This window comes from Pseudomonas sp. BTN1 (assembly GCF_001907715.1).
GTDB classification, from domain to species: Bacteria; Pseudomonadota; Gammaproteobacteria; order Pseudomonadales; family Pseudomonadaceae; genus Aquipseudomonas; species Aquipseudomonas paracarnis.
In genome coordinates this window covers 87945-109462 of sequence record NZ_MPBM01000002.1, presented here as the reverse complement: position 1 = coordinate 109462, position 21518 = coordinate 87945, and the positions used below count along the sequence as shown (strand labels likewise).

Annotated in this window: 34 protein-coding genes and 1 tRNA gene; 25 read left to right on the top strand and 10 right to left on the bottom strand. The window is 58.5% G+C overall.

Translation table 11 applies throughout. The annotated features are described in order from the left end of the window. Positions 1-86: 86 nt before the first annotated feature. The 15 genes from BMH52_RS01165 (at position 87) to BMH52_RS01090 (ending at position 6935) form a co-directional block, all read left to right on the top strand. The gene (locus tag BMH52_RS01165) at positions 87-413 is read left to right on the top strand and encodes a DUF2388 domain-containing protein (RefSeq protein ID WP_073842616.1); all 327 of its coding nucleotides are present in this window, start codon (positions 87-89) and stop codon (positions 411-413) included. A gap of 135 nt (positions 414-548) precedes the next feature. Next, positions 549-767, top strand: a complete 219-nt coding sequence (locus BMH52_RS01160) for a hypothetical protein (protein ID WP_069557328.1) — start codon at positions 549-551, stop codon at positions 765-767. Between the two features lie 697 nt (positions 768-1464). Next, on the top strand, positions 1465-1668 hold the full coding sequence (locus BMH52_RS01150) for a hypothetical protein (protein WP_073842614.1): 204 nt from the start codon (positions 1465-1467) through the stop codon (positions 1666-1668). A gap of 64 nt (positions 1669-1732) precedes the next feature. Continuing rightward, a complete protein-coding gene (locus BMH52_RS01145) occupies positions 1733-2029 on the top strand; it encodes a hypothetical protein (RefSeq protein ID WP_073842612.1) in 297 nt (98 codons plus the stop codon). Between the two features lie 531 nt (positions 2030-2560). Beyond that, a complete protein-coding gene (locus BMH52_RS01140; protein WP_073842610.1) occupies positions 2561-2791 on the top strand; it encodes a hypothetical protein in 231 nt (76 codons plus the stop codon). 21 nt (positions 2792-2812) lie between these two features. After that, positions 2813-3073 carry a hypothetical protein gene (locus BMH52_RS01135; protein WP_073842608.1) on the top strand — a complete coding sequence of 87 codons (261 nt, stop codon included), beginning with the start codon at positions 2813-2815 and terminating at the stop codon, positions 3071-3073. Positions 3074-3094: 21 nt separating this feature from the next. Next, positions 3095-3517, top strand: a complete 423-nt coding sequence (locus BMH52_RS01130; RefSeq protein ID WP_073842606.1) for a hypothetical protein — start codon at positions 3095-3097, stop codon at positions 3515-3517. Further along, positions 3514-3729 (top strand): hypothetical protein, encoded by a 216-nt coding sequence (locus BMH52_RS01125; protein ID WP_073842603.1) that lies wholly within the window; start codon positions 3514-3516, stop codon positions 3727-3729. Before BMH52_RS01130 ends, BMH52_RS01125 begins: the two co-directional genes overlap by 4 nt. Then, on the top strand, positions 3726-3920 hold the full coding sequence (locus tag BMH52_RS01120; protein WP_073842601.1) for a hypothetical protein: 195 nt from the start codon (positions 3726-3728) through the stop codon (positions 3918-3920). The genes BMH52_RS01125 and BMH52_RS01120 overlap by 4 nt, the downstream gene beginning before the upstream one ends. Positions 3921-4076: 156 nt before the next feature. After that, positions 4077-4400 (top strand): hypothetical protein, encoded by a 324-nt coding sequence (locus tag BMH52_RS01115; RefSeq protein WP_073842599.1) that lies wholly within the window; start codon positions 4077-4079, stop codon positions 4398-4400. Further along, positions 4400-4687, top strand: coding sequence for a hypothetical protein (locus BMH52_RS01110; protein WP_073842596.1), 288 nt, complete (start codon positions 4400-4402; stop codon positions 4685-4687). The genes BMH52_RS01115 and BMH52_RS01110 overlap by 1 nt, the downstream gene beginning before the upstream one ends. A 43-nt stretch (positions 4688-4730) precedes the next feature. Beyond that, a complete protein-coding gene (locus tag BMH52_RS01105; RefSeq protein ID WP_073842594.1) occupies positions 4731-5462 on the top strand; it encodes a hypothetical protein in 732 nt (243 codons plus the stop codon). Further along, entirely contained in the window at positions 5459-5956 is a 498-nt protein-coding gene (locus BMH52_RS01100) for a siphovirus Gp157 family protein (RefSeq protein WP_073842592.1), read from the top strand. Before BMH52_RS01105 ends, BMH52_RS01100 begins: the two co-directional genes overlap by 4 nt. A gap of 7 nt (positions 5957-5963) precedes the next feature. After that, a complete protein-coding gene (locus tag BMH52_RS01095; RefSeq protein ID WP_073842589.1) occupies positions 5964-6554 on the top strand; it encodes a hypothetical protein in 591 nt (196 codons plus the stop codon). A gap of 69 nt (positions 6555-6623) precedes the next feature. Next, positions 6624-6935: a hypothetical protein gene (locus tag BMH52_RS01090; RefSeq protein WP_073842586.1), complete on the top strand. Its 312-nt coding sequence runs from the start codon at positions 6624-6626 to the stop codon at positions 6933-6935. A gap of 46 nt (positions 6936-6981) precedes the next feature. On the opposite strand, the gene BMH52_RS01085 is transcribed toward BMH52_RS01090, so the two are convergent. Then, positions 6982-7179, bottom strand: coding sequence for a hypothetical protein (locus BMH52_RS01085; RefSeq protein WP_073842584.1), 198 nt, complete (start codon positions 7177-7179; stop codon positions 6982-6984). Between the two features lie 82 nt (positions 7180-7261). Here BMH52_RS01085 and BMH52_RS01080 point away from each other — a divergent pair, with 82 nt between their 5' ends. From BMH52_RS01080 to BMH52_RS01035, 10 genes are all read left to right on the top strand, one after another. Continuing rightward, complete coding sequence (locus BMH52_RS01080; protein ID WP_073842582.1) at positions 7262-9067, top strand: DNA cytosine methyltransferase; 1806 nt, start codon at positions 7262-7264, stop codon at positions 9065-9067. Positions 9068-9111: 44 nt separating this feature from the next. After that, the gene (locus tag BMH52_RS01075) at positions 9112-9387 is read left to right on the top strand and encodes a hypothetical protein (protein ID WP_050549412.1); all 276 of its coding nucleotides are present in this window, start codon (positions 9112-9114) and stop codon (positions 9385-9387) included. Next, on the top strand, positions 9384-9695 hold the full coding sequence (locus BMH52_RS01070) for a DUF4406 domain-containing protein (protein ID WP_073842580.1): 312 nt from the start codon (positions 9384-9386) through the stop codon (positions 9693-9695). The genes BMH52_RS01075 and BMH52_RS01070 overlap by 4 nt, the downstream gene beginning before the upstream one ends. Continuing rightward, a complete protein-coding gene (locus tag BMH52_RS01065) occupies positions 9692-10117 on the top strand; it encodes a hypothetical protein (RefSeq protein WP_073842578.1) in 426 nt (141 codons plus the stop codon). Before BMH52_RS01070 ends, BMH52_RS01065 begins: the two co-directional genes overlap by 4 nt. 45 nt (positions 10118-10162) lie before the next feature. Continuing rightward, on the top strand, positions 10163-10798 hold the full coding sequence (locus BMH52_RS01060) for a hypothetical protein (protein ID WP_073842576.1): 636 nt from the start codon (positions 10163-10165) through the stop codon (positions 10796-10798). After that, entirely contained in the window at positions 10795-11007 is a 213-nt protein-coding gene (locus tag BMH52_RS01055) for a hypothetical protein (RefSeq protein ID WP_073842574.1), read from the top strand. The genes BMH52_RS01060 and BMH52_RS01055 overlap by 4 nt, the downstream gene beginning before the upstream one ends. A 369-nt stretch (positions 11008-11376) precedes the next feature. Continuing rightward, complete coding sequence (locus tag BMH52_RS01050) at positions 11377-11700, top strand: hypothetical protein (protein WP_073842572.1); 324 nt, start codon at positions 11377-11379, stop codon at positions 11698-11700. 50 nt (positions 11701-11750) lie between these two features. Next, on the top strand, positions 11751-12131 hold the full coding sequence (locus BMH52_RS01045) for a hypothetical protein (RefSeq protein ID WP_073842570.1): 381 nt from the start codon (positions 11751-11753) through the stop codon (positions 12129-12131). A gap of 36 nt (positions 12132-12167) precedes the next feature. Beyond that, on the top strand, positions 12168-12386 hold the full coding sequence (locus BMH52_RS01040) for a hypothetical protein (protein ID WP_073842568.1): 219 nt from the start codon (positions 12168-12170) through the stop codon (positions 12384-12386). Positions 12387-12645: 259 nt separating this feature from the next. Further along, positions 12646-13824: a tyrosine-type recombinase/integrase gene (locus tag BMH52_RS01035; RefSeq protein ID WP_032903929.1), complete on the top strand. Its 1179-nt coding sequence runs from the start codon at positions 12646-12648 to the stop codon at positions 13822-13824. A gap of 79 nt (positions 13825-13903) precedes the next feature. Here BMH52_RS01035 and BMH52_RS01030 read toward each other — a convergent pair. From BMH52_RS01030 to thrS, 9 genes are all read right to left on the bottom strand, one after another. Beyond that, a tRNA-Pro gene (locus tag BMH52_RS01030) sits at positions 13904-13980 on the bottom strand. A gap of 90 nt (positions 13981-14070) precedes the next feature. Beyond that, entirely contained in the window at positions 14071-14427 is a 357-nt protein-coding gene (locus BMH52_RS01025; RefSeq protein ID WP_003174972.1) for a MerR family transcriptional regulator, read from the bottom strand. Next, complete coding sequence (gene ihfA, locus BMH52_RS01020; RefSeq protein WP_002553164.1) at positions 14408-14710, bottom strand: integration host factor subunit alpha; 303 nt, start codon at positions 14708-14710, stop codon at positions 14408-14410. Before ihfA ends, BMH52_RS01025 begins: the two co-directional genes overlap by 20 nt. Before the next feature lie 3 nt (positions 14711-14713). After that, entirely contained in the window at positions 14714-17092 is a 2379-nt protein-coding gene (gene pheT / locus BMH52_RS01015) for a phenylalanine--tRNA ligase subunit beta (RefSeq protein ID WP_072433806.1), read from the bottom strand. 26 nt (positions 17093-17118) lie between these two features. After that, positions 17119-18135, bottom strand: a complete 1017-nt coding sequence (gene pheS / locus BMH52_RS01010) for a phenylalanine--tRNA ligase subunit alpha (protein WP_003192486.1) — start codon at positions 18133-18135, stop codon at positions 17119-17121. Between the two features lie 109 nt (positions 18136-18244). Further along, a complete protein-coding gene (gene rplT, locus BMH52_RS01005; RefSeq protein WP_003192488.1) occupies positions 18245-18601 on the bottom strand; it encodes a 50S ribosomal protein L20 in 357 nt (118 codons plus the stop codon). Positions 18602-18630: 29 nt separating this feature from the next. Continuing rightward, a complete protein-coding gene (gene rpmI, locus BMH52_RS01000; RefSeq protein ID WP_002553160.1) occupies positions 18631-18825 on the bottom strand; it encodes a 50S ribosomal protein L35 in 195 nt (64 codons plus the stop codon). A gap of 59 nt (positions 18826-18884) precedes the next feature. Next, a complete protein-coding gene (gene infC / locus BMH52_RS00995; RefSeq protein ID WP_015884933.1) occupies positions 18885-19436 on the bottom strand; it encodes a translation initiation factor IF-3 in 552 nt (183 codons plus the stop codon). After that, positions 19436-21358 (bottom strand): threonine--tRNA ligase, encoded by a 1923-nt coding sequence (gene thrS, locus BMH52_RS00990; protein ID WP_073842566.1) that lies wholly within the window; start codon positions 21356-21358, stop codon positions 19436-19438. Before thrS ends, infC begins: the two co-directional genes overlap by 1 nt. Between the last annotated feature and the right edge of the window lie 160 nt (positions 21359-21518).

Sequence of the window (21518 nt, the reverse complement as noted above, 5' to 3'; positions counted from 1 at the left end):
CCGGCCCAGCGCCGGGCTTCTTGTATCTGGCGAGCCCCCTACTCTGCTATCTTGGCGCCCTCTGATAGCAATGGAAGCATCGAAGAATGAATTCATGGAAGGCTCTGGGGGTTGCCCTGCTAGCATCGGTCAGCACACAGGCCGTATCAGGTGATGACGTCAACCCTATCGCTGCAGGGATATTTATCACAATCTCCGCGCCAACCATTTTAATTGGTGCAACCACGTCTCTCACGACCGACCCGCCTAAGATCTTCAAGTCAGCCAAGACCGACGCTCTGGCGTTCATTGGTTCGGAAGGCGAAATAAGGGGCGCTCAATTTGAGCAATCCTCCCAATACTATCGCGCAACCTACGCCCCGCCGTTGATGTCGGACACGCAACTGGCCCTGGCAATCGCAACCTCCCTCTGACAGCGACTCTCAAGCCGTCCCTAGTGCCGGGCTTCTTGTTTCTAGTAAGCGTACTCTCACGGCCTATCGATCAGCGGCCATGCCGTCCCATGCGGCTATGGCCTAAAATCAGGTTGAGCTATGGAGGGACCGCCTATGGATATGCCGAAAAACGCTGAAGATATCCGAGCGCTGCTACTCAGCCAGCACCCAGATCTGAAAGATGACCTTGCGAAGATTTCAGACCTTGATCTGCTGCAGTGCTTGATCTGCGCCTACGAATGCGCGACCGACATCAAGCAAGCCGACCTGGCGGAGATCGAGAGGCTTCTGGACGATGTCGCAAGGACGCTGTTCTCTCCCGTGCCGCACTGACCTCCCCAAGCCCGGCTGTATCTGTCCTCTCCCGTCTGAATCCGCAGCCCGCCACTGAGCGGGCTTTTTTATGGGTGCCACAATTTAATTACCAATCGGTATTGACTTGATTTATTACCTTACGGTAATGTTCATCCATCGCAGCGACACACAGCCACTGCGAAGCGCTCTTTAACAGCTCAGGACCTTCGCAGATCGATCCCCGGCAACGGGCACAGCGCGAACAATAAATTCGATCTCCACGCCAGCTCTGGAACTGGCCGTACTCACCAGATGTGAGTACGCGAAACCACGCAAGCCAGCCAGGAAGAACACCGGACACGAAATGTGTGACCTGGCCAGAGATATGAATCGGGCGATGCGCGTGGTGGAGATAACAGATTTCCTCGATGACCTTGGCGACAGGGTCATCCGGAAAATCGGACGGAGTAGACGAAATGCCAACGAAGCGCGGAAGCGAAATTCAAATAGGTGACGTGATCTACCTAGGCCTGGGCGATCGCACTGGCAGGGTCGCCGACTTCAAGGCGCACCCAAGGCTTGCGGAGCTGCACCCAGGCTTGACGGCCAGGGTCGCGGTAACTGATCGAGGCTCAATCACGATCATCGACCAGGAGCCGATCAGGGTGCCGGAGTGAAGATTTCACTGGCAGGCCTTCGCAAGAGGGCCTGACGGGAAATCAAACGAGGACGGGCTATGAAATTTACTGCTGTACAGAAACAGTTCTGGGTCCCGCTGGCGACTTTTGTTGTTTCGGCAGGCCTTTACGCATACCTGATCGGAAGTATTTGGGTGCTTCTTGCGGTGCCTCCATTGGCGCTTTCGGTGGGCATTTTCGGTTTTTACAACTTTGATCGCCTGACCAAGCGCTTTCGCGACTGGATGGGCAGAGACGATTGACAGACCTTTTCACTGATGCACCTGGTGACCCGGGTGCATTGGGAAAACAACCGAGGGCAAGACGATGGAAGTTGTATTTCTCGCAGACAGCGCTTCAGTCGAAGCGTGGAAGCTGGACAAGATCCGGGTAGTGGTTGAGGTGGAGCCGCAAGCGTTGCTCGAAGATCTTGATGTTGAAGACCGAATCAAAGGTCTCGACGAGCGCGAAGTAATCACCGCAATGGGGATTAACAAGACGCTCAGCTTGCTCGACGAATCGGAGCTGGCGGATTGGATCAAGAGTAACGACATCGACACTATCGATCTTCTCAACGCAATTGGCGAAGAGTCCATTTACGAATGGATCAACTCGCAAGAGTGACAACCAGCGCCACGACAGCCTGTCGTTAACTGCCCGATCCTCTCTATGAGAGCGCATCGGGGTGTGATCCGAGAGCGACGGAAACCAACTGCGATTGAGAAATCGCGACCCGTTAAATCGGATCACACCCCGATGCGGACGAAACTGCGGCCTATAACCGCCCACCTGCATCAACCGGCGAATAGCTCAACCCGCATTGCGCAGGGTCAGCGCCAACCTGGTATTGGCGAGCTACCTTGATCTGGCACAAGCGCCGTGACAGCCGGGAAAGACCGGCAACCCATTCTCATAGGTGGCAACTGCCTTCCCAGTGAGCGAACAGCGGAGGGTAACCATCATGGACTAATTGATCAGCTGCCCGACGCCACATGCGCCCGGCAGGCTTGTACGTAAAGAGGGAAAAGCCCGGTTTCGACTGGGCTTTTTTGCGCGCCTCTACCCGTCAGCACTCCTCCCCCGCGCCCATCGGCAACCAGTGGGAGGCATGAGTGTTGAACGAATACAGGTGAACCAACCACTGAGGAATCAGAAATGCGCCCAGTAATGACGATGGCCCCTATCTGGGAAGCCAACAAAAAAGTCGGCAATAAAGACCTCCGCGAAGCTCGCTTTCATCAGTGGGGATGCGAGTACGAGGAATTTGAATCCGGGCCCGGCAACTACACCGTTGCAGTGGTTGAGTTTGCTGATGGCTCCATCGGGACGGTGATGCCCGAGTGCATCCGCTTTCTTGATTCAGAGCAGGCCACTGATTCCGCCTAACCCCAAACACTGGAGGTCGCCATGGCCCGCACTTACGAATATTGGACGGTCAAGGACGGCGAAGACGTTGCCATCACCCTGAGCGTCGTTTCCTTTTCCCAGTCGAAAGGGAATTTCAGCTGCCGGGCTGCTGACCCTGAAGAGTACTTCGGTCATTGCGAAATCGAGTGGGAGTCGAAGGACGACACCAGCTTTATGACTGAGTCCGATATCGCCTCGATGGAGGAATGGCTTGTAAGCGAGCATTCCGAGTATCTGGCCGACCAAGACTATTACGACTGACCCGCCACCCTGGAGGCGACCATGAACGCAGCATTGAAGATATGCCAGGAGCGTTACGACGCTCAGTTGCCGCCTCCAGTGAGCGAGTCGGCGGTGGAGATTGCCCGCAAGGAGTGGATAGATAACGCGGTGGAAACGCTAGTGGATCGGCGCAGCGACGTGCAGTTCAAGCGCCGACTGCATTCAGCGCAGGGTGTGACGTTCAAAGCCTTCGCTGCCGAGGTCGAGCAGTTCGCAATTAACAGTGACAGCAAGAGCCCATGCGCCATTGGCGAAATGGTAATTGCTGGGCTGCTTGGTGACCGCTTTCTGGCCCGCGATGGCGCAGAGGGCCTACTGGCGGTAGCCGATCCCAAAGAACAGCTCAGGATCATCGCTCAGGCTCTTGTCGAGCCATTGGCAAATGACGCACTGGCTGCCCAGGCCGAGGACGAAGAACTATGAACACCCCTACCGCCCTCGCCCGCCTGGGCCTGGAAATCGCCAAGATGAAGAAGTCGTGCACGCCGGTACCGGACCGGACCTTCGTGATGGGCATGATCGAAATGGCCGAGTTCGCCGATCTGGTCGACTCCCCTACCGCCAACCGTTACCGCGATGCGCTGGACGCCAAGTTCGTCGAGCGCAATGCAGAGCTTAAGAGGGCAGCAGCATGACTACCGCGCCGGTTAAATCACTGATCGACAGCCAGCTCGACGACATCGAGTCGAAAATCGCAATGCTGGGCTTCGGCATTCCCTTCAATGAACTGATCGGTCGAAAGCGTGAAGACCTGGTGCGGGACCTGCCACAGCGCCTGGCGCCGACAATGAAGGGCGGTCGGATCGCGGTGAGGGTTCGGCCGTGACATCTAGCCAGCGCACCCGGCGCCTACTCATCTGGCGCGGCTCCTTCTCAGCCCTCTCCGTCTGTACCTTTCTGATGTTGCTCGGCGCCCTCGCTGATCGAATCACTCAATAACCAACCCCTTCAATCGCTGCGAGCATCGCGGCAAGGAATCCCCATGACCATTCAAAACGAAGCAGTCGAAGTAATCGTGGCTGAAGGCTTCAAGGTTCAGCTCACGCCAGAAATTCTGGCAAAGGCATTCTGGTCGCTCGGATCGGATGGGCAGGCTGACTTCCTTGACGCGCTCGGAGCAGTGATCGAAGAGGACTTCAAGACCAACCGCAATGCCTACCAATACGGCGAGTTGCAGTGGTGCCACCTCAAAGAGGAACTTCGCCAGCCTGGTCGTGAGCGCGCCAACAACGTTCACATGAGCCTGTCTGCATTCGCCTACGACTACTGGCCGCAAAAGCCTGACGGCGCACGGGAGGGCTTGTGATGAATAAGCACACTCCCGCACCGTGGACCATCCGCGAGGTGCAGCACAGCAACGTTCCCGGCCAGCGCGCTTTCGCCATCGACTTCAACGAGGACCAGGATCAGGTTGTCGACTGGGTTTACGAAGAGGCTGACGCCAAGTTGATCGCCGCTGCGCCTGATCTGCTTGCAGCCCTCCAGCTTGCACTGGAAGCGTTAGCGCACTGTGCGGCTGACAAGGGTTATCAGACCCTCCAGAACAAAGCCGCCCACGTAGCAAGTCGCGCAATCGAGAAAGCCACCCAATAACCCCCTTCACAGCGCCCCTCTCCGGTGGCGCGGAGAGATAGTCATGTCCGATAAAAACATGCAGATCTGGAATCGCGTCGAGAAGACGGATACCCGGTACACCAAAGACGCGAAGGTCGGTGGCCAGCAGATCACCAGCCTGAACGGTACGGCGATGATCATGAAGGCCACCGAGATATTCGGGCCGGTCGGCATTGGGTTTGGCTGGACTGTGCTGGAAGAGCGCTTCGACAAGGGCGCCGAGATCTTCGTCGGCGAGGGCGATAAGCGCGTCACGCTGGGTTTTGAGCTGAACCACACCGTAAAGATCCGCTTCTGGATCAAGCAGGACGGCGAACGCGGCGAGTTCGAACAGTACGGCTGCACACCGTACCTCTACAAGAGCAAGTACGGCACAACGACCGACGGCGAGGCCCCGAAGAAGTCGCTTACCGACGCCATCAAGAAGTCCCTTTCGATGCTTGGTTTCAGCGCTGACGTGTTCCTGGGGATGTTCGACGACAAGGACTACGTAAACGCCTTGGCGGATGAACAGGCCATCGAGCAGGCCGAAGACAAGGTCGCCGAGGAAGAACGCCAAAGGCTGGAGCGCCTTGAATACATCGCGTCAGTCATTGAGTCCCTGAAAAACGCCAAGACGCCGAAGGAACTCAAGTCGTTCCATGACGTGGCCGTGCGCCGCCTGACGCTGCGCAACGACAACAAGGCCGTCACCAGGATCGTGCGCGAGTACGACGAGCAGAAAGGCCGGTTTGAACAGGAGTCAGCAGCATGACCACGCTCTACACCATTGCCGAGCAGTTCAAAGAGCTGGCCGCCCTGGCCGAGACCGCCGACGAAGACCTGGCCGTCGCCCTGCGCGACACCATGGAAGGGATCGAAGGCGAGTTCCAGGAGAAGGGAAAGGCCATCGCAATGATCACCCTGAACATTGACGGCGACCTTGAGGCGATTCAGTCGCAGATCGACAGGCTCACAGAGCGCAAGCGGATCATCAACAACCGCAAGGAAGGCCTGAAAGAGTACCTGCGCACCAACATGGATGCGGCGGGCATCACCAAGATCACCCACCCGCTGTTCACCATCACCTGCGGCAAGGGCAAGCCCATCGTGGTCATCGACGATGAAAAGGCCATCCCCGACGACTTCGTAAACGTCAAAGTACACAGCGCACCGGACAAGGCGGCCATCGCCAAGGCGTTGAAGGATGGTCAGGAAGTCCCAGGTGCCCACTCTGAGATCGGCAAAAGCTCGATCAGCATCAAGTGAGGTAGTCATGATCAGCATCCTACAGAACGAAGTAGAGCGCCTTCGGAAGTCTTCTAACGAGCTGGCCGCCCAGGTCGCTGAGTTTGTGGCGGCCGGCGGTGAGATAGAGGAAATAAAGCCGCCGCCACCACCGAAACCGGTCGTCTACGTACCTCAAGAGCCTCCAGCGCCCAAGCCGTTCGTTCGGCGCAGGGTTGAAGCAGCTCCCCTGCCCTTGGACAGGGAAGATGTTCGGGAGCAGGCCAGGCTAAAGCTGGTGGAGCACATGCGCCAACTGAGCGCCACGCACACCCAAACAGAGGCCGCCGCCGCACTGGGCATCAGTCGCCGCAACGTCTACAAGCACGCCACCATGAACGACATCACGTTCAAGAAGCCGGAGCGAGGCGGTGCGAACAACAACTACCGCCGAGACCAAATGGGCGAGCGCGACGCGAAGTACGCCGAGCGCATCCGTGCATTCCTGGAACTGGGAATAACACGGCGCCAGTGCTGCGGGAAGCTCGCCATCAGCAATAAGGCATTCGAGCGGATCATCACTACCCACGGCATCGACTACCCCAAAGCTCGGCGTGGAATCACTTCATGCGCCGCATAGCCCGCACCCAGCAACGCAAACGTCAAACCTGGCTCGCACTTCCGGCCAGCGGAATAGAAGAGGTAGGCCATGGCTGCCGCGCAGAAAGAACGATCGGCAAAGACTGCGGCGAGGCGAAAGACTCGCGGCGAGGAAGAATTGCGACTCCATACCATGGCCGGCACCCGCCAGGCCTTGGCTGACCTGATGGCCTGGCACAGCATCGAGGAACAGGGCGAGGCCATGACCCTGATGATTCACCACCTGCACGGCCTGGGCCGGGCGGGATCAGCTCAGTTTCTCGCGCCGCCACGACACGAATACGTGATACCCGAAAATGTGTCGGCAAAACTGCAGCTCGCCTACAACCGCGAAGCCCTTCGCATCTGTCACGACGAATAACCCACCCTACTCGCTGCATCCGGTAACCGGGGGCGGGGCAGTTCAGTTACTTGAGCTGTAACCGAAGGTGGGCTAGGTAGTTGACCGCCTGGGTTTTCTCGGTTGTGCCGGGCGGCCCATCGCTACCCATAAGAGCGCCTTTGGCATCCTCAAATGCCCTGGTAGAGACAAAGTTCATTTCTTGCGTGTTCAGCAAAGCCATGAGCAGCTGCTCAACTGCATCGATTTGCGCTTGATTTGTCATCTTCTTCTCCTTGATCCGGCTCCATGCCGGTCACCCGTAATACCCCATATCACTGAACAGCGCCAGCCGGCGAGGATCCCCTATGTCCGCACAACAGAAATTGCCTCAGTTCATCCATGGCCAGCCGAGCATGGGCCTGCCGTTCGAAAAGGAACTGGTGGTCGACCTGTTCGCTGGCGGCGGCGGCGCCAGCACCGGTATCGCCAGGGCATACCGGGAGCCGGACGTAGCGGTGAACCACAATCCAATCGCCCTGGCTGTGCACCGCGCCAACCACCCCAAGACAGCGCACTATGTGGCAGATGTGTTCGAAGTTGATCCGCGTGAAGCCACTGGCGGGCAGCCGGTCGCGATCATCTGGGCATCGCCAGACTGCCGCCATCACAGCAAGGCCAAGGGCGGCGCTCCCCGCGATCGAGGTGTGCGTGGGTTGGCTTGGGTGGTGATTCGCTGGTTGTTCGTCACGAAGTCCCGCCTTCTCTTCCTCGAAAACGTTGAAGAGTTCTGCGACTGGGGCCCGATCGACGATGACGGCCAGCCGATAAAGTCTGAGCGCGGCCGCACTTTCAAAGCGTTCATCGCCGCAATCAGTACCGGGCTACCAGCTGATCACCCTGACATGCCGGAAATTATCGAGGCGATCGGTGAATTCGTGCCAATGGAAGCTCTGGTGCGCGGGCTTGGCTACAACGCCGAGTGGCGGGAGCGGATCGCGGCGAACGCAGGCACCCCGACCATTCGCAAGCGCCTTTACCTGGTGGCCCGCAGCGACGGCAAGCCGATCGTTTGGCCGGCGCCAAAACGCCACAAGCGGCCTGCCGCAAAGCAATTGCCGTGGCGTTCTGCGGCCGAGTGCATCGACTGGAGCAACCTCGGCCGCACGATCTTTCGTGAAAAACCGATGGCCGAGAACACCATGCGCCGCGTGGCCAAGGGCTGCTGGCGGCATGTGCTGACCAGTGCGAAGCCCTTCATCGTCCCTATGCGCGGAACGTCATCGGCGCACACCAGTACCCACGGTGTCGAAGAGGCTCTATCGACCATCAGCGCGGGCGGCACGCATCACGCATTGGTGCAGCCGGTTGCTGCGCCGTTCCTTACCGAGTGCGCCAATGGGTCATCTCAACGTAACTTCGACGCCCAAGAGCCACTGCGCACGCAGGTAGCACAAGTCAAGGGCGGACACTTCGCGATGGTCGCTGCACACATGACTGCATTCGGGCAAAACGCAGCGGGCAGTTCACCTGACGACCCGGCGCAGACAGTTCTGGCCGGAGCTGCGCGCCACGGCATCGTAACGGCGTTCTTCGAACAGGCGAATGGCGGTTTCTACAAAGGCGACGGCCGATCGGCCCACGACCCGATATCGACAATCTGTCAGTCCGGCGCCAACCAGCGCCTGGTGAGCGCTTATCTGGTGAAGTACTACGGCCACGAGAAGGACGGAATATCGCTCAATGAGCCGATGCACACGCTGCCGACAAAAGATCGCGTTGCGGTCGTCGAGACTGTAGAGGTGCCCGATGCGCTTACTCCTGAGCAGATGGAAGGCGCCCGCCGCTGCGCCGCGTTCATGCACAAGTATTTGCCGGAGCACTTCAAAGACCCAGCGGAAATGGTGATGGTCGGCGGCTACGTGCTGATAGACATCACCCTGCGCATGTTGCAACCGCCCGAGCTGAAGGCCGCACAGGGCTTCGACAAGGACTACATCATTGACCGCGGGCTGTTTGTCGACCCGGTTACCGGTGCCGAGGAATGGCGCGACGTCAAGAAGGCCGACCAGGTGCGCCTGATCGGCAACAGCGTCTGCCCAGATGAGGCCGAAGCCCTGGTCAGGGCGAACGCCGCCGACATCATCGAGCTTTACCAACGCCTCGCCGCGTAACGCCCCCACTCCACCGCCCGGGCATGGCCCGGCAAGGACTCCCCATGCCTACAGAAAACAAACCGTCTGATCCTTTCGGACCGCACGGCCGTACCTTTCACATTCACCTGAGCGTGCGCGGCGCAATCCGCGACTTCAGCAAGCGCCAGCTCAAGGGCATGTTCCGCGTGGATGGGCGTGAGTGCACCGCCGACGAGGCGAAGGATCATCTGCTCGAAGCGCTGGCCCAGGGCAAAGAGGTGCTTCCTTTCGGTCCGCCGTGTGAAGGATTCGATTTTTCCGGTGGCGGCTGCCCAGGTCATGACAAGGAGGTCGCATGAAGCGCATCTACCTCAGCGGCCCCATGAGCGGCTTGCCCGGGCTGAACTTCCCCACCTTCCACAGCATGACCGCTAGCCTCCGCGCCAGCGGCCACACAGTCACCAACCCCGCCGAGATAAACCCAGAAGGCGGCACCTGGACCGACTGTATGCGCCGCGACATTGCGGCCCTGATGGACTGCGACACCGTGGCCACCCTGCCCGGCTGGGAGAATTCAAAGGGCGCAAAGCTGGAAGTTCTGATCGCCGAGAAGCTCGGCATGACCGTTGTGGATGCCCATGATCTGGTAACGAGGGAGGCTGTATGAGCGAAGCACAGTCGTACTACGCCGGAAATATCGACAAAGACCGTCTGGTCTATCTCGCTCCAGACTTCGACCGGGTAACCGCCGAGCGTGACGCAATGCAGGTCAGCCTGACCACGGCGGATGAGTGGTCGGAGAATCTGCGTTCAGCTTTGATCAGCGCTAAAGCTGACAAGGAGGCATACGCACAGAACGCGATTGACCTGCGCAAGCGTGTCGACGCCCTGCAAGCCCTGCTGACCGCAGCGGATGAGCGGGCGGATGTGCTGGAGGGGTTGTTGCTCCAGACAAATGAACTGCTCTATGCGATCCAGGGTGATCCGGGGGCGGTGCCGTCTTCGTCGATTGATTCGATGCGCGGAAGAGTATTTGAAGCACTCAAGCGAGATAAGAGTACATCCGTACTCCACCCGCAAAACCTGTAACCCCTCCCCCTTCAAAGTCAGCCGCTATAGCGGCAAGGACGACACATGTCTCAAATAAAGGAACGCCCCATCCTGTTCTCGGCGCCGATGGTGCGCGCCATCCTGGAAGGCCGGAAGACGGTCACGCGGCGGACGGTGAAAGCGACCAAGGCTCACGCCGACGGCTTCATCATGCTCGACCACGGCAAGGGGGGGTGGCCTTACAACGCATTTGGCGACTTCACGTCTGACCATGAAGGTATGGAATACCCAATTGCCTGCCCATACGGCAAGCCCGGAGACCGGCTGTGGGTGCGCGAGACCTGGGCGCGTGTCGGCAATTGCGATCCTGGCTATCTGACATTTGGCGCCACCTACCCCGCCTGCCTGCCGCCGAAACTGGAGAATATCCCCGCCGCCAGCGAAATCCGCTGGAAACCCAGCATCCATATGTTCCGCCGTGACAGCCGCATCCTGCTGGAGATCACCGAAGTGCGCGTCGAGCGGTTGCAGGACATCAGCCGCGCCGATATCAGGGCGGAAGGCCTGCTGTGTCCGCCGGAACTCGCAAGCGATGACGTATCACCGAATTACCGCGACTGGTACCCGGCGGCATGGCGGGAGTTGTGGGAGTCCACTGGCGGCGACTGGAACGCCAACCCGTGGGTCTGGGTTGTCGAGTTCAAGCGGGTGACGCCATGAGCCTGCGCCAACGAATCATCACCTACATGAGCGGCGTACAGGGCGCTGGCGGCTGGTTCTGCACCTGGTGGTTCCGGCTTCACATTGAGCCGTTCACCACCAAGCAGATCCGACGGGAGCTGGAGCTGATGAAGCGCGATGGCCTCGTTGAGTCGGACCACAGCCAGAGCAACAACACCAAATGGAAACTGGTCGAGGTGACGCCATGATCGCCACCCTCTGGTTCGCCTACGTCTTCATCTACAAGGGGCCAAGGCCATGAGAACTGTGACCCGAATCGTTGACGACCCGGCCGCGCGCTGGGGTTTCAGGCGAGATCCAGCGACCTATGAGGACGCAGAGAAGATCACTGGGTTTCGTCTGGATCGCCGGTCAAGCTACTTGATCACTAGGGATGATGTGGTGGAGCAAGAAGCCCGGTGCACTGTGGAGTGCTCTGGTTGCAGCTGTGACTGCTCCAGTTGCAGCTACGGATATAGCGCCCATAAAGCCAGTGGCTGTCGCGAATGCGGCGGCACCGGAAAGCGCCGGATGTACTTCGGCTTTCCACCCTCCCCGCCGGAAAAGGGGCAAAGGCCGTGACGGACCACGAACTGCTAAAGCTATCGGCCAAGGCCATGGGCTTTGAGCTGGAGTACCGCCACGGCAGCGATGCCTTCTACTACGACGATCCGGAATCCGGCCGCGAGCAATGGCAGCCACTCAGTGATGACGTCCAGGCCATGCGCCTGGCGGTAGACCTTCAGCTCAGCATCCTCTGGTTCACCAACCTGCAGTACGTGATGGTCGAGCGTCGCGGCTTTGGCGAGAACATCGGCTGGACCGACGACGCGGATCGAGGTGGCGCGCTCCGCCAGGCAATCACAGTCGTAGCAGCGCAAATCGGCTCCACGCTTCCCTAACCCCAATCCCCCTACATGCCTGCCGGTGAGCGGCGGGCGGAGCTATGCACATGCCTGAAATAAAATGCGAGTTTGGCCACACGCAAAGCATCGGCACCGACGCCTGGGTAGCGACCCTGACCCTGGACCAGATGCGGTACGCCCGCGACCAGATGGCCGAGAAGATCAAGGCGGCCGAGGGTCAGCCAAGGCGCACCGTCTGGCGGGTCAGCAATGGCACCATCTGCGAAGGCAACTATCGAGAAGATCAGTTTGAGAAGGCTGCTGACCATCTGCTGAGGATATTCAAGGCCAAGTTCATGGAGGAGGCTCCTGACTGGATTGAAAAACCGTATGGCTACCTGGTGTTCGAGCGTCGGCTGCCGAGCCTAACGCCAGAGCTGGTAACCCAGCACGAATACGACACCGAGTGGTTCCCCGCCAAACCCTAACCCACCTTCTGCCGCCCAGCGCGGCAAGGACACCCCATGTTTGCTATGAAACTCACCCTGATACTGCTGGGCGCTTTGCTGTACCTGGTAGGAACCATCGGCTGGTTCGGCTGGCTCGGGCTCGACCTGCTGTACACCGGCACCACCGAGGCGCTGCTCTACGCCTTCGCCGGCACATGCGCCTGGCTGCTGATCAGTTTCGGCCTGGCAATCCACATCATCAAGACAGCGCGGCCCACGGCCGGCGGGAGGTAGGTATGGGCGCGCAACAACTGATACCGCGGTTCATTCGAGCAAAGGAAGCGCCTGGATACCTGGGCATGTGCCGGGCAATTTTCGACGAGACCGTCAGGCCCTTCGTCAGCGAGTTCCCCATTGGCGGGCGCGGAGTTGGCTTTGATCGACAGGAGCTGGACGACTGGGCCACGGCGTACGTCGAGGCAAAGGCGATTGATAAAAAAGGCGCAACGGAGCAACAATCGCCCCGCAGCGAGCGCCAGAAAGGAGATAAATCATGGCGCGAAAATCGATCACAGGCCTCTCCCAGAGGAAAGGCATCTGGCATATCGACAAGAAAATCAATGGAGAACGACTTTACGAGAGCACTGGAACTGGTGACCGGGAAGAAGCGGAGCGCTACCTGATCTTCAGGCTGGAGCAGATCCGGCAGCAGAAGGTGTACGGTGTGAAGAAGGTCAGGACCTGGCGGGAGGCAGCGACTCGCTTCCTGCTGGAATTCAAGGATCAGCCTTCAATCAAGCTATCCGCGCACCACCTTTCACAGCTCGACCCATTCATTGGCGACATGCCGCTGACCCACATCGATGACCAGGCCCTGGTGCCTTTCATCAAGGACAGGCTGGCGACAAAGAAGCTGGAATGCGGGAAGGTAAAGAAAGGTGTCAGCAACAGAACGGTGAATATCTCGATCGAGCGCGTGGTTCGGGTTTTGTCGTTGTGTGCCAGGAAGTGGCGAGACGATGAGCGCAGGCCATGGCTGGATAGCGTGCCGATGCTCACGAAACTGGAAGAGAAGAAATCGAGCCGCAAGCCGTACCCAATGTCATGGCCGGAGCAGTCGATTCTTTTTGGCGAGTTGCCGGCTCACCTGCAAACCATGGCGCTGTTCAAAGTGAACACCGGCACGCGGGAGCAGGAGGTCTGCAAGCTGAGATGGGATTGGGAGATTGCGGTACCGGAACTGGGCACCAGCGTTTTTCTGATACCGGCCGACTTTGGTGGCAGGCATGAGCGCTCGGGCGTGAAGAACGGTGACGAGAGGCTGGTGGTGCTGAACAGCGTGGCCAGGTCGATCATCGAAAAGCAGCGCGGTATAAGCAAGGAATGGGTTTTCCCATACAACGGCACCGCGATGCACCGCATGAACGACTCGGCCTGGAAGAAGGCGCGGGTGAGAGCGGCGAAACTCTGGCAGGAGGAAAACCTTCGCCCCGCTCACCCTGGGTATGCATCCATCAGGATCCATGACCTTAAACACACGTTTGGCCGTCGGCTGCGCGCCGCAGGCGTAACCGAGGAAGACCGTAAGGCCCTTTTGGGGCACAAGAACGGCAGCATCACCAGTCACTACTCGGGCGCTGAGCTCGGGCATCTGATTGAAGCTGCGAACATGGTATCAGCAACCGATTCTCGCGGACCGATACTGACAATCTTGAAGAGGAAGCAGGCGTGAAAAAACGAGAAGTCACGCAAATGTCACGCACATGAAAAAGGCCAATGCTGTGAACATTGGCCTAAGTCATTGAATAATATGGTCGGGACGGAGTGATTCGAACACTCGACCCCTAGCACCCCATGCTAGTGCGCTACCGGACTGCGCTACGCCCCGACTAGGCGTGTTACTGGGTTCGCTTCTTAACGAAGCGAACCGGAATATACCGCAAGCTTTTGAAATGTGGAAGTATTTTTAAAGCTTGAATCATTTTTTCAGCACCACCAGTACATCTTCCAATTCGGAGATCATCTGGCGGATCAGTTGCTTGTATTGGGTGGTGTCGTCTTTGGCTTCATCACCGGACATACGCTGACGTGCGCCGCTGATGGTGAACCCCTGGTCGTACAGCAACGCGCGGATCTGTCGGATCATCAGCACGTCCTGGCGCTGATAATACCGACGGTTCCCGGTGCGTTTGACGGGGTTGAGTTGAGGAAACTCCTGCTCCCAATAGCGCAGCACGTGCGGTTTTACCGCACACAGCTCGCTAACTTCACCGATGGTGAAGTAGCGCTTGCCTGGGATGACGGGTAGCTCGTCGTTATGACTTGGTTCCAGCATAAGCCTCAACTCGGGCCTTCAACTTCTGCCCTGGACGAAAGGTGACCACACGGCGAGCCGTGATCGGGATTTCTTCTCCCGTTTTTGGATTGCGGCCAGGCCGCTGGCGTTTGTCTCGCAGGTCAAAATTGCCGAAACCGGACAATTTGACCTGTTCGTTGTCTTCCAGAGCGTGTCTGATCTCTTCAAAAAACAGCTCGACCAATTCCTTGGCCTCGCGCTTGTTCAGACCCAACTCTTCGTACAGACGTTCCGCCATCTCAGCTTTCGTCAAAGCCCCCATACGTCACTTCCTTAACGTGGCGTTCAACCTTTGTTCGAGCGAGGTGAGGATATTTTGCGTCGTGGTATTCACCTCATCGTCATTAAGAGTGCGCGATGGATGCTGCCAGGTCAAGCCAACTGCAAGGCTTTTTCTATGCGGATCAATGCCTTTACCCTGATAGACGTCAAATAGCCTGAGGTCTGTCAGCCATTCCCCTGCATTTTCACGGATTACATCCAGAACTGCAGTGGCAGCGACTTCACGGTCGGCAATCAGGGCCAGGTCGCGACGCACTTCAGGGAAGCGCGACAACTCGCTGAATTTAGGCATCTTGCCCGACGCAACTTCAGCCAAGACTAGCTCAAACACAAAGACTGGACGGTCCAGCCCCAAGGTTTTCGACAGTTCTGGGTGAATGGCGCCCACGAAGCCTACCAAGCGACCTTCACGCTCGATACGTGCAGTCTGGCCTGGATGCAAGGCTGGGTGGCTACCCGGCGCGAACGTAAAGGCGTCCAGCGCACCGGCAAAGCCGAGCACCGCTTCCACGTCTGCCTTGACGTCGAAGAAGTCCACGACCTCACGGCCTTGCGCCCAGCCTTCTGGCAGACGGCTGCCGCAAACGACGCCCGCCAGCATCGGCTCTTGCTTCAAGCCATCAAGCTGGCCGACGAAACGCAAGCCGCTTTCGAACAGACGCACGCGGTCTTGCTGGCGGTTCAGGTTGTGGGAGAGCGCCTTCACCAGGCCCGGCCACAGCGACGAACGCATGGCAGCCATATCGTTGGAGATCGGGTTGGCCAGCAGCAACGGCTCAACGCCAGGGTTGAACAGTTCGAACTGCTTTGGATCGATGAAGCTATAGGTCACAGCTTCCTGATAACCACGGGCAACCAGCAGGCGACGCAGTTCAGGCAAGTGCGCACGCGCTTCGGCCTTGGGTTGCGGTGCCAGGCGTGCTTGCGGATAGCGAACCGGCAGACGGTTGTAGCCGTACAGGCGCGCCAGCTCTTCGATCAGGTCGACTTCCAGGCTGATGTCGAAGCGATGGCTAGGTACTGCAACCTGCCACTGCCCTTCCCCGCCCGCGGAAATACCCAGGCCGAGCGCGGACAGCAGTTGCTCGATTTCAGCCGGCTCGATGACCAGGCCGAGCATCTGCTCAACGCTTTTGGCACGCAAGGTGATCGGCGCAATCGACGGCAGATACTGTTCGCTGACGGTTTCGGTGATCGGGCCGGCTTCGCCACCGGTGATTTCCAGCAGCAGGCCGGTGGCGCGCTCCATGGCTTCACGGGCGAGCTTCCAGTCCACACCACGCTCGTAGCGGTGCGACGCATCGGTGTGCAGGCCGTAGGAACGAGCCTTGCCAGCGATCGCGATCTGGTCGAAGAACGCGCTTTCAAGGAATACATCACGGGTGGTCGCGGATACACCGCTGTGCTCGCCACCCATCACGCCGGCAATTGCCAGGGCGCGAGCGTGGTCGGCGATGACCAGGGTGTCGGCACGCAGGCTGACTTCCTGGCCATCGAGCAGCACCAGTTTTTCACCCTCTTCGGCCATACGCACGCGGATGCCGCCGTTAATTTCGGCGAGATCGAAGGCGTGCAGCGGCTGGCCGAGTTCCAGCATCACATAGTTAGTGATGTCGACGGCGGCGTCGATGCTGCGCACGTCGGCACGACGCAGGCGCTCGACCATCCACAGCGGGGTTGGCTTGGACAGGTCGACGTTACGGATCACACGCCCCAGGTAACGCGGGCAGGCGTTCGGCGCGAGCACTTCGATCGAGCGTACTTCGTCATGCACAGCCGGCACAGCAGCGACCACAGGGCGGGTGACGGGAGCGTTGTACAGCGCACCCACTTCACGGGCCAGGCCAGCCAGGGACAGGCAGTCGCCGCGGTTGGGGGTCAGGTCGACCTCGATGCTGGCGTCTTCCAGCTCCAGGTAAGCACGAATGTCCTGACCCACTGGCGCGTCGGCCGGCAGCTCCATCAGGCCATCATTGCCCTCACCTACTTGCAGCTCGGCCTGGGAGCACAGCATGCCGTTGGATTCAACGCCGCGCAGCTTGGCCTTCTTGATCTTGAAGTCGCCCGGCAACTGGGCGCCGATCATGGCGAACGGGATCTTCAGGCCCGGGCGCACGTTAGGCGCTCCGCACACGACCTGAAAGGTTTCCGAGCCGTTGCTGACCTGGCACACACGCAATTTGTCGGCATCCGGGTGCTGCTCGGTGCTCAACACCTCGCCCACCACCACACCACTGAAAACACCGGCGGCCGGCGTAACGCTATCGACCTCAAGACCGGCCATCGACAGACGAGCAACCAACTCGTCGCGATCTACCTGCGGGCTTACCCAGCCACGCAGCCATTGTTCACTGAATTTCATCCTGCTCTCCTAAAGATTCGTTACGACTAGCGAAATTGCGCGAGGAACCGCAAGTCGTTGTCGAAGAACAGACGCAAGTCGTTCACGCCGTAACGCAGCATGGCCAGACGCTCAACGCCCATGCCGAAGGCAAAGCCCGAGAACTCTTCCGGGTCGATCCCGGACATGCGCAGTACGTTGGGGTGAACCATGCCGCAGCCCATCACTTCCAGCCAGCCGGTCTGCTTGCACACACGGCAGCCTTTACCGCTGCACATCACGCATTCCATGTCGACTTCGGCGGATGGCTCGGTGAACGGGAAGAACGAAGGACGGAAACGTACCGCCAACTCTTTTTCGAAGAACACCCGCAGGAATTCCTCGATGGTGCCTTTGAGGTCGGCGAAATTGATATCGCGATCAACCAGCAGGCCTTCGACCTGGTGGAACATCGGCGAATGGGTGATATCCGAGTCGCTACGGTACACACGGCCTGGGCAGACAATGCGGATCGGCGGCTTGTTCGCTTCCATGGTGCGGACCTGTACCGGCGAGGTATGGGTGCGCAGCAGCATGTTGGCGTTGAAATAGAAGGTGTCGTGCATCGACCGGGCCGGGTGATGGCCTGGGATGTTGAGCGCCTCGAAGTTGTGGTAGTCGTCTTCGACCTCAGGGCCTTCGGCAATGCCGTAGCCGATGTGGGTAAAGAACTGTTCGATACGTTCCAGAGTCCGGGTGATCGGATGCAGACCGCCCGAGGCCTGGCCACGACCAGGCAAGGTCACGTCAATGGACTCGGCGGCGAGCTTGGCCGCAAGATCGGCCTCCTCGAGCGACGCCTTGCGCGCATTGAGAACCTCTGTGACACGCTCCTTGGCGACGTTGATCAGCGCACCGACTTGCGGACGCTCTTCAGCAGGCAGATTTCCCAGGGTCTTCATCACCTGAGTCAATTCACCTTTCTTGCCAAGGTAGTGAACCCGGATTTGCTCCAGGGCATTTACATCTTCAGCGCTTTGCACAGCCTCAAGGGCTTGGGCGACGAGCGCGTCCAGGTTTTCCATGTACAGACTCCAGATACAAAATAGGGGAAGAGCTTGAAGGCTCTTCCCCTATTTATGACGTTTACCACCTTGGGCCACAGGAGTAGCCCAGGGTGACTGTCGGGGGTACTTAAGCCAAGGAGGCTTTAGCTTTCTCGACAATCGCAGCAAACACCGCTTTTTCGTTCACGGCCAGTTCAGCCAGAACCTTACGGTCGATTTCGATGGACGCTTTTTTCAGGCCAGCGATGAAACGGCTGTAGGACAGACCGTTAACACGTGCACCAGCATTGATACGAGCGATCCACAGAGCGCGGAACTGACGTTTTTTCTGACGACGGTCGCGGTAGGCGTATTGGCCTGCCTTGATTACCGCTTGCTTGGCAACACGGAATACGCGTGAACGCGCGCCGTAGTAGCCTTTAGCAAGTTTCAGAATTTTTTTGTGACGCTTACGGGCCATGACGCCACGCTTTACACGAGCCATGAGTTACTTCCTCTATTCTTGAACCAAAATTAACGAAGGCGCAGCATGCGCTCGACTTTTGCCACGTCAGACGGATGCAGCAAGCTGCTACCGCGCAGTTGACGCTTACGCTTGGTCGACATTTTGGTCAGGATGTGGCTCTTGAAAGCGTGCTTGTGCTTGATGCCGTTAGCAGTTTTCAGAAACCGCTTAGCAGCACCACTTTTAGTTTTCATCTTTGGCATGTTCGGTACTCCGCATTCAGTTGATAAACATAATCAGAAGGCCTGCCGTGCCCTGTTGATTACTTCTTCTTTTTCGGGGCGATGACCATAATAAGCTGGCGTCCTTCCATCTTAGGATGCTGTTCGACCGAACCGTACTCGAGCAGGTCAGCTTCAACCCGCTTGAGGAGTTCCATCCCCAGCTCCTGGTGGGCCATCTCACGGCCGCGGAATCGCAAGGATACCTTGGCCCTGTCCCCATCACTCAGGAAACGTACCAGGTTGCGCAGTTTTACCTGGTAATCCCCTTCCTCCGTCCCTGGACGAAACTTGATTTCTTTTACTTGAATCTGCTTCTGGTTCTTCTTCGCTGCGGCAACCTGCTTCTTCTTTTCGAAGATCGATTTGCCGTAGTCCATCACCCGACAAACAGGTGGGATTGCATCGGCGGAGATTTCCACCAGGTCCAGCTTGGACTCTTCTGCAATACGAAGCGCTTCATCAATCGAGACGATGCCAATCTGCTCGCCATCAGCGCCAATTAACCGAACCTCGCGTGCCGAGATATTCTCGTTGATCGGGGCTTTCGGTGCAGCTCGTTTATCTTGTCTCATTTCACGCTTAATAATAATTACTCCGAATCTGGGCGACCACGCCGGGAAACCGCTTGCGCGAGGAACTCAGCGAACTGGGCGACGGGCATCGAGCCCAGGTCAGCACCTTCACGAGTACGCACAGCGACAGTCTGCATCTCGACTTCCCGATCTCCGATAACCAAGAGATAGGGAACCTTGAGCAAGGTATGCTCGCGGATTTTAAAGCCGATCTTTTCATTTCTCAAGTCGGACTTGGCACGAAACCCGCTTTCGTTGAGAGTTTTTTCAACTTCAGCGGCAAAATCTGCCTGTTTATCAGTGATATTCATGATCACTGCCTGAGTCGGAGCCAGCCACGCAGGGAACGCGCCCTCGTAGTGCTCGATCAGGATACCGACGAACCGCTCGAACGAACCGAGGATCGCCCGGTGCAGCATAACCGGGTGTTTACGGCTGTTGTCTTCGGAGACGTATTCGGCTCCCAGACGGATCGGCAGGTTAAAATCGAGCTGCAGGGTACCACACTGCCAGACACGGCCAAGGCAATCTTTGAGCGAGAACTCGATCTTCGGACCGTAGAAGGCGCCCTCACCCGGCTGCAGATCGTACGCAAGGCCCGCACTGTCGAGCGCAGCGGCCAGTGCCGCTTCAGCGCGATCCCACAGCTCGTCGGAACCGACGCGCTTTTCCGGACGAGTGGACAGCTTCATCTCGACTTCGGTAAAGCCGAAATCGCGATAAACGTCCATGGTCAGCTTGATGAACGCTGCGGACTCGGCCTGCATCTGCTCTTCGGTGCAGAAGATGTGGGCGTCGTCCTGGGTGAAGCCACGCACGCGCATGATGCCGTGCAGCGCACCCGATGGCTCGTTACGGTGGCAGGCACCGAATTCGGCCAGGCGCATCGGCAACTCGCGGTAGCTCTTCAGGCCCTGATTGAAGACCTGCACGTGGCACGGGCAGTTCATCGGTTTGATGGCGTAGTCGCGGTTTTCCGACTGGGTGGTGAACATGTTGTCGGCGTAGTTGGCCCAGTGCCCGGATTTCTCCCACAGGCTGCGATCGACCACCTGTGGAGTCTTGATCTCCAGGTAACCGTTTTCGCGCTGCACCTTGCGCATGTACTGCTCAAGCACCTGGTACAGGGTCCAGCCATTCGGGTGCCAGAACACCATGCCCGGCGCTTCTTCCTGAAGGTGGAACAGGTTCAGGCGCTTGCCGATCTTGCGGTGGTCGCGCTTTTCGGCTTCTTCGATGCGCTGGATGTAGGCGGCCAGCTGTTTCTTGTCAGCCCAGGCAGTGCCGTAGATCCGTTGCAGTTGCTCGTTCTTTGCATCGCCGCGCCAGTAGGCACCGGACAGCTTGGTCAGCTTGAACGACTTGAGAAAGCGCGTGTTCGGCACGTGCGGGCCACGGCACATGTCGACGTATTCTTCGTGGTAGTACAGGCCCATGGCCTGCTCGTCCGGCATGTCTTCCACCAGGCGCAGCTTGTAGTCTTCGCCACGCGCGGTAAACACGTCGATCACTTCGGCACGGGGGGTGACTTTCTTGATGACGTCGTAATCTTTTTCGATCAGCGCGTGCATGCGCTGCTCGATGGCCGCCAGGTCGTCCGGAGTAAAAGGACGCTCATAGGCGATGTCGTAATAGAAGCCTTCTTCAATGACCGGCCCGATCACCATCTTGGCGGTTGGATACAGTTGCTTGACCGCATGGCCAATCAAGTGCGCGCAAGAGTGGCGAATGATCTCCAGCCCCTCTTGGTCCTTGGGCGTGATGATTTGCAGGCTGACGTCGCTGGTGATCAGGTCGCTGGCGTCAACCAGCTTGCCGTCGACCTTGCCGGCCACGGTGGCCTTGGCCAGGCCAGCACCAATGGATACGGCGACCTCGGCTACGGAAACCGGATGATCGAATGAACGTTGACTGCCGTCGGGAAGAGTAATAGTTGGCATGGCGCCTCCTCTCCTAGTGGTGACCCCTACCAAAGGTCACGTGGGTTGGGATGAGCCAGTACAAGATCCAACACCAGGCCGTTCAATGAAGAACGCCTGCCTTACAGCGGCAGGAGCCTTTCGGCCAACCGATAATCGAACCAGAGTGACTGGAGTGAAC

What these genes read in the sequence shown, in the direction of transcription:
- BMH52_RS01165 (WP_073842616.1), top strand. Translation starts at nt 87, where the DNA reads ATGAATTCATGGAAGGCTCTGGGGGTTGCCCTGCTAGCATCGGTCAGC.
- BMH52_RS01160 (WP_069557328.1), top strand. Translation starts at nt 549, where the DNA reads ATGGATATGCCGAAAAACGCTGAAGATATCCGAGCGCTGCTACTCAGC.
- BMH52_RS01150 (WP_073842614.1), top strand. Translation starts at nt 1,465, where the DNA reads ATGAAATTTACTGCTGTACAGAAACAGTTCTGGGTCCCGCTGGCGACT.
- BMH52_RS01145 (WP_073842612.1), top strand. Translation starts at nt 1,733, where the DNA reads ATGGAAGTTGTATTTCTCGCAGACAGCGCTTCAGTCGAAGCGTGGAAG.
- BMH52_RS01140 (WP_073842610.1), top strand. Translation starts at nt 2,561, where the DNA reads ATGCGCCCAGTAATGACGATGGCCCCTATCTGGGAAGCCAACAAAAAA.
- BMH52_RS01135 (WP_073842608.1), top strand. Translation starts at nt 2,813, where the DNA reads ATGGCCCGCACTTACGAATATTGGACGGTCAAGGACGGCGAAGACGTT.
- BMH52_RS01130 (WP_073842606.1), top strand. Translation starts at nt 3,095, where the DNA reads ATGAACGCAGCATTGAAGATATGCCAGGAGCGTTACGACGCTCAGTTG.
- BMH52_RS01125 (WP_073842603.1), top strand. Translation starts at nt 3,514, where the DNA reads ATGAACACCCCTACCGCCCTCGCCCGCCTGGGCCTGGAAATCGCCAAG.
- BMH52_RS01120 (WP_073842601.1), top strand. Translation starts at nt 3,726, where the DNA reads ATGACTACCGCGCCGGTTAAATCACTGATCGACAGCCAGCTCGACGAC.
- BMH52_RS01115 (WP_073842599.1), top strand. Translation starts at nt 4,077, where the DNA reads ATGACCATTCAAAACGAAGCAGTCGAAGTAATCGTGGCTGAAGGCTTC.
- BMH52_RS01110 (WP_073842596.1), top strand. Translation starts at nt 4,400, where the DNA reads ATGAATAAGCACACTCCCGCACCGTGGACCATCCGCGAGGTGCAGCAC.
- BMH52_RS01105 (WP_073842594.1), top strand. Translation starts at nt 4,731, where the DNA reads ATGTCCGATAAAAACATGCAGATCTGGAATCGCGTCGAGAAGACGGAT.
- BMH52_RS01100 (WP_073842592.1), top strand. Translation starts at nt 5,459, where the DNA reads ATGACCACGCTCTACACCATTGCCGAGCAGTTCAAAGAGCTGGCCGCC.
- BMH52_RS01095 (WP_073842589.1), top strand. Translation starts at nt 5,964, where the DNA reads ATGATCAGCATCCTACAGAACGAAGTAGAGCGCCTTCGGAAGTCTTCT.
- BMH52_RS01090 (WP_073842586.1), top strand. Translation starts at nt 6,624, where the DNA reads ATGGCTGCCGCGCAGAAAGAACGATCGGCAAAGACTGCGGCGAGGCGA.
- BMH52_RS01085 (WP_073842584.1), bottom strand. Translation starts at nt 7,179, where the DNA reads ATGACAAATCAAGCGCAAATCGATGCAGTTGAGCAGCTGCTCATGGCT.
- BMH52_RS01080 (WP_073842582.1), top strand. Translation starts at nt 7,262, where the DNA reads ATGTCCGCACAACAGAAATTGCCTCAGTTCATCCATGGCCAGCCGAGC.
- BMH52_RS01075 (WP_050549412.1), top strand. Translation starts at nt 9,112, where the DNA reads ATGCCTACAGAAAACAAACCGTCTGATCCTTTCGGACCGCACGGCCGT.
- BMH52_RS01070 (WP_073842580.1), top strand. Translation starts at nt 9,384, where the DNA reads ATGAAGCGCATCTACCTCAGCGGCCCCATGAGCGGCTTGCCCGGGCTG.
- BMH52_RS01065 (WP_073842578.1), top strand. Translation starts at nt 9,692, where the DNA reads ATGAGCGAAGCACAGTCGTACTACGCCGGAAATATCGACAAAGACCGT.
- BMH52_RS01060 (WP_073842576.1), top strand. Translation starts at nt 10,163, where the DNA reads ATGTCTCAAATAAAGGAACGCCCCATCCTGTTCTCGGCGCCGATGGTG.
- BMH52_RS01055 (WP_073842574.1), top strand. Translation starts at nt 10,795, where the DNA reads ATGAGCCTGCGCCAACGAATCATCACCTACATGAGCGGCGTACAGGGC.
- BMH52_RS01045 (WP_073842570.1), top strand. Translation starts at nt 11,751, where the DNA reads ATGCCTGAAATAAAATGCGAGTTTGGCCACACGCAAAGCATCGGCACC.
- BMH52_RS01040 (WP_073842568.1), top strand. Translation starts at nt 12,168, where the DNA reads ATGTTTGCTATGAAACTCACCCTGATACTGCTGGGCGCTTTGCTGTAC.
- BMH52_RS01035 (WP_032903929.1), top strand. Translation starts at nt 12,646, where the DNA reads ATGGCGCGAAAATCGATCACAGGCCTCTCCCAGAGGAAAGGCATCTGG.
- BMH52_RS01025 (WP_003174972.1), bottom strand. Translation starts at nt 14,427, where the DNA reads ATGCTGGAACCAAGTCATAACGACGAGCTACCCGTCATCCCAGGCAAG.
- ihfA (WP_002553164.1), bottom strand. Translation starts at nt 14,710, where the DNA reads ATGGGGGCTTTGACGAAAGCTGAGATGGCGGAACGTCTGTACGAAGAG.
- pheT (WP_072433806.1), bottom strand. Translation starts at nt 17,092, where the DNA reads ATGAAATTCAGTGAACAATGGCTGCGTGGCTGGGTAAGCCCGCAGGTA.
- pheS (WP_003192486.1), bottom strand. Translation starts at nt 18,135, where the DNA reads ATGGAAAACCTGGACGCGCTCGTCGCCCAAGCCCTTGAGGCTGTGCAA.
- rplT (WP_003192488.1), bottom strand. Translation starts at nt 18,601, where the DNA reads ATGGCTCGTGTAAAGCGTGGCGTCATGGCCCGTAAGCGTCACAAAAAA.
- rpmI (WP_002553160.1), bottom strand. Translation starts at nt 18,825, where the DNA reads ATGCCAAAGATGAAAACTAAAAGTGGTGCTGCTAAGCGGTTTCTGAAA.
- thrS (WP_073842566.1), bottom strand. Translation starts at nt 21,358, where the DNA reads ATGCCAACTATTACTCTTCCCGACGGCAGTCAACGTTCATTCGATCAT.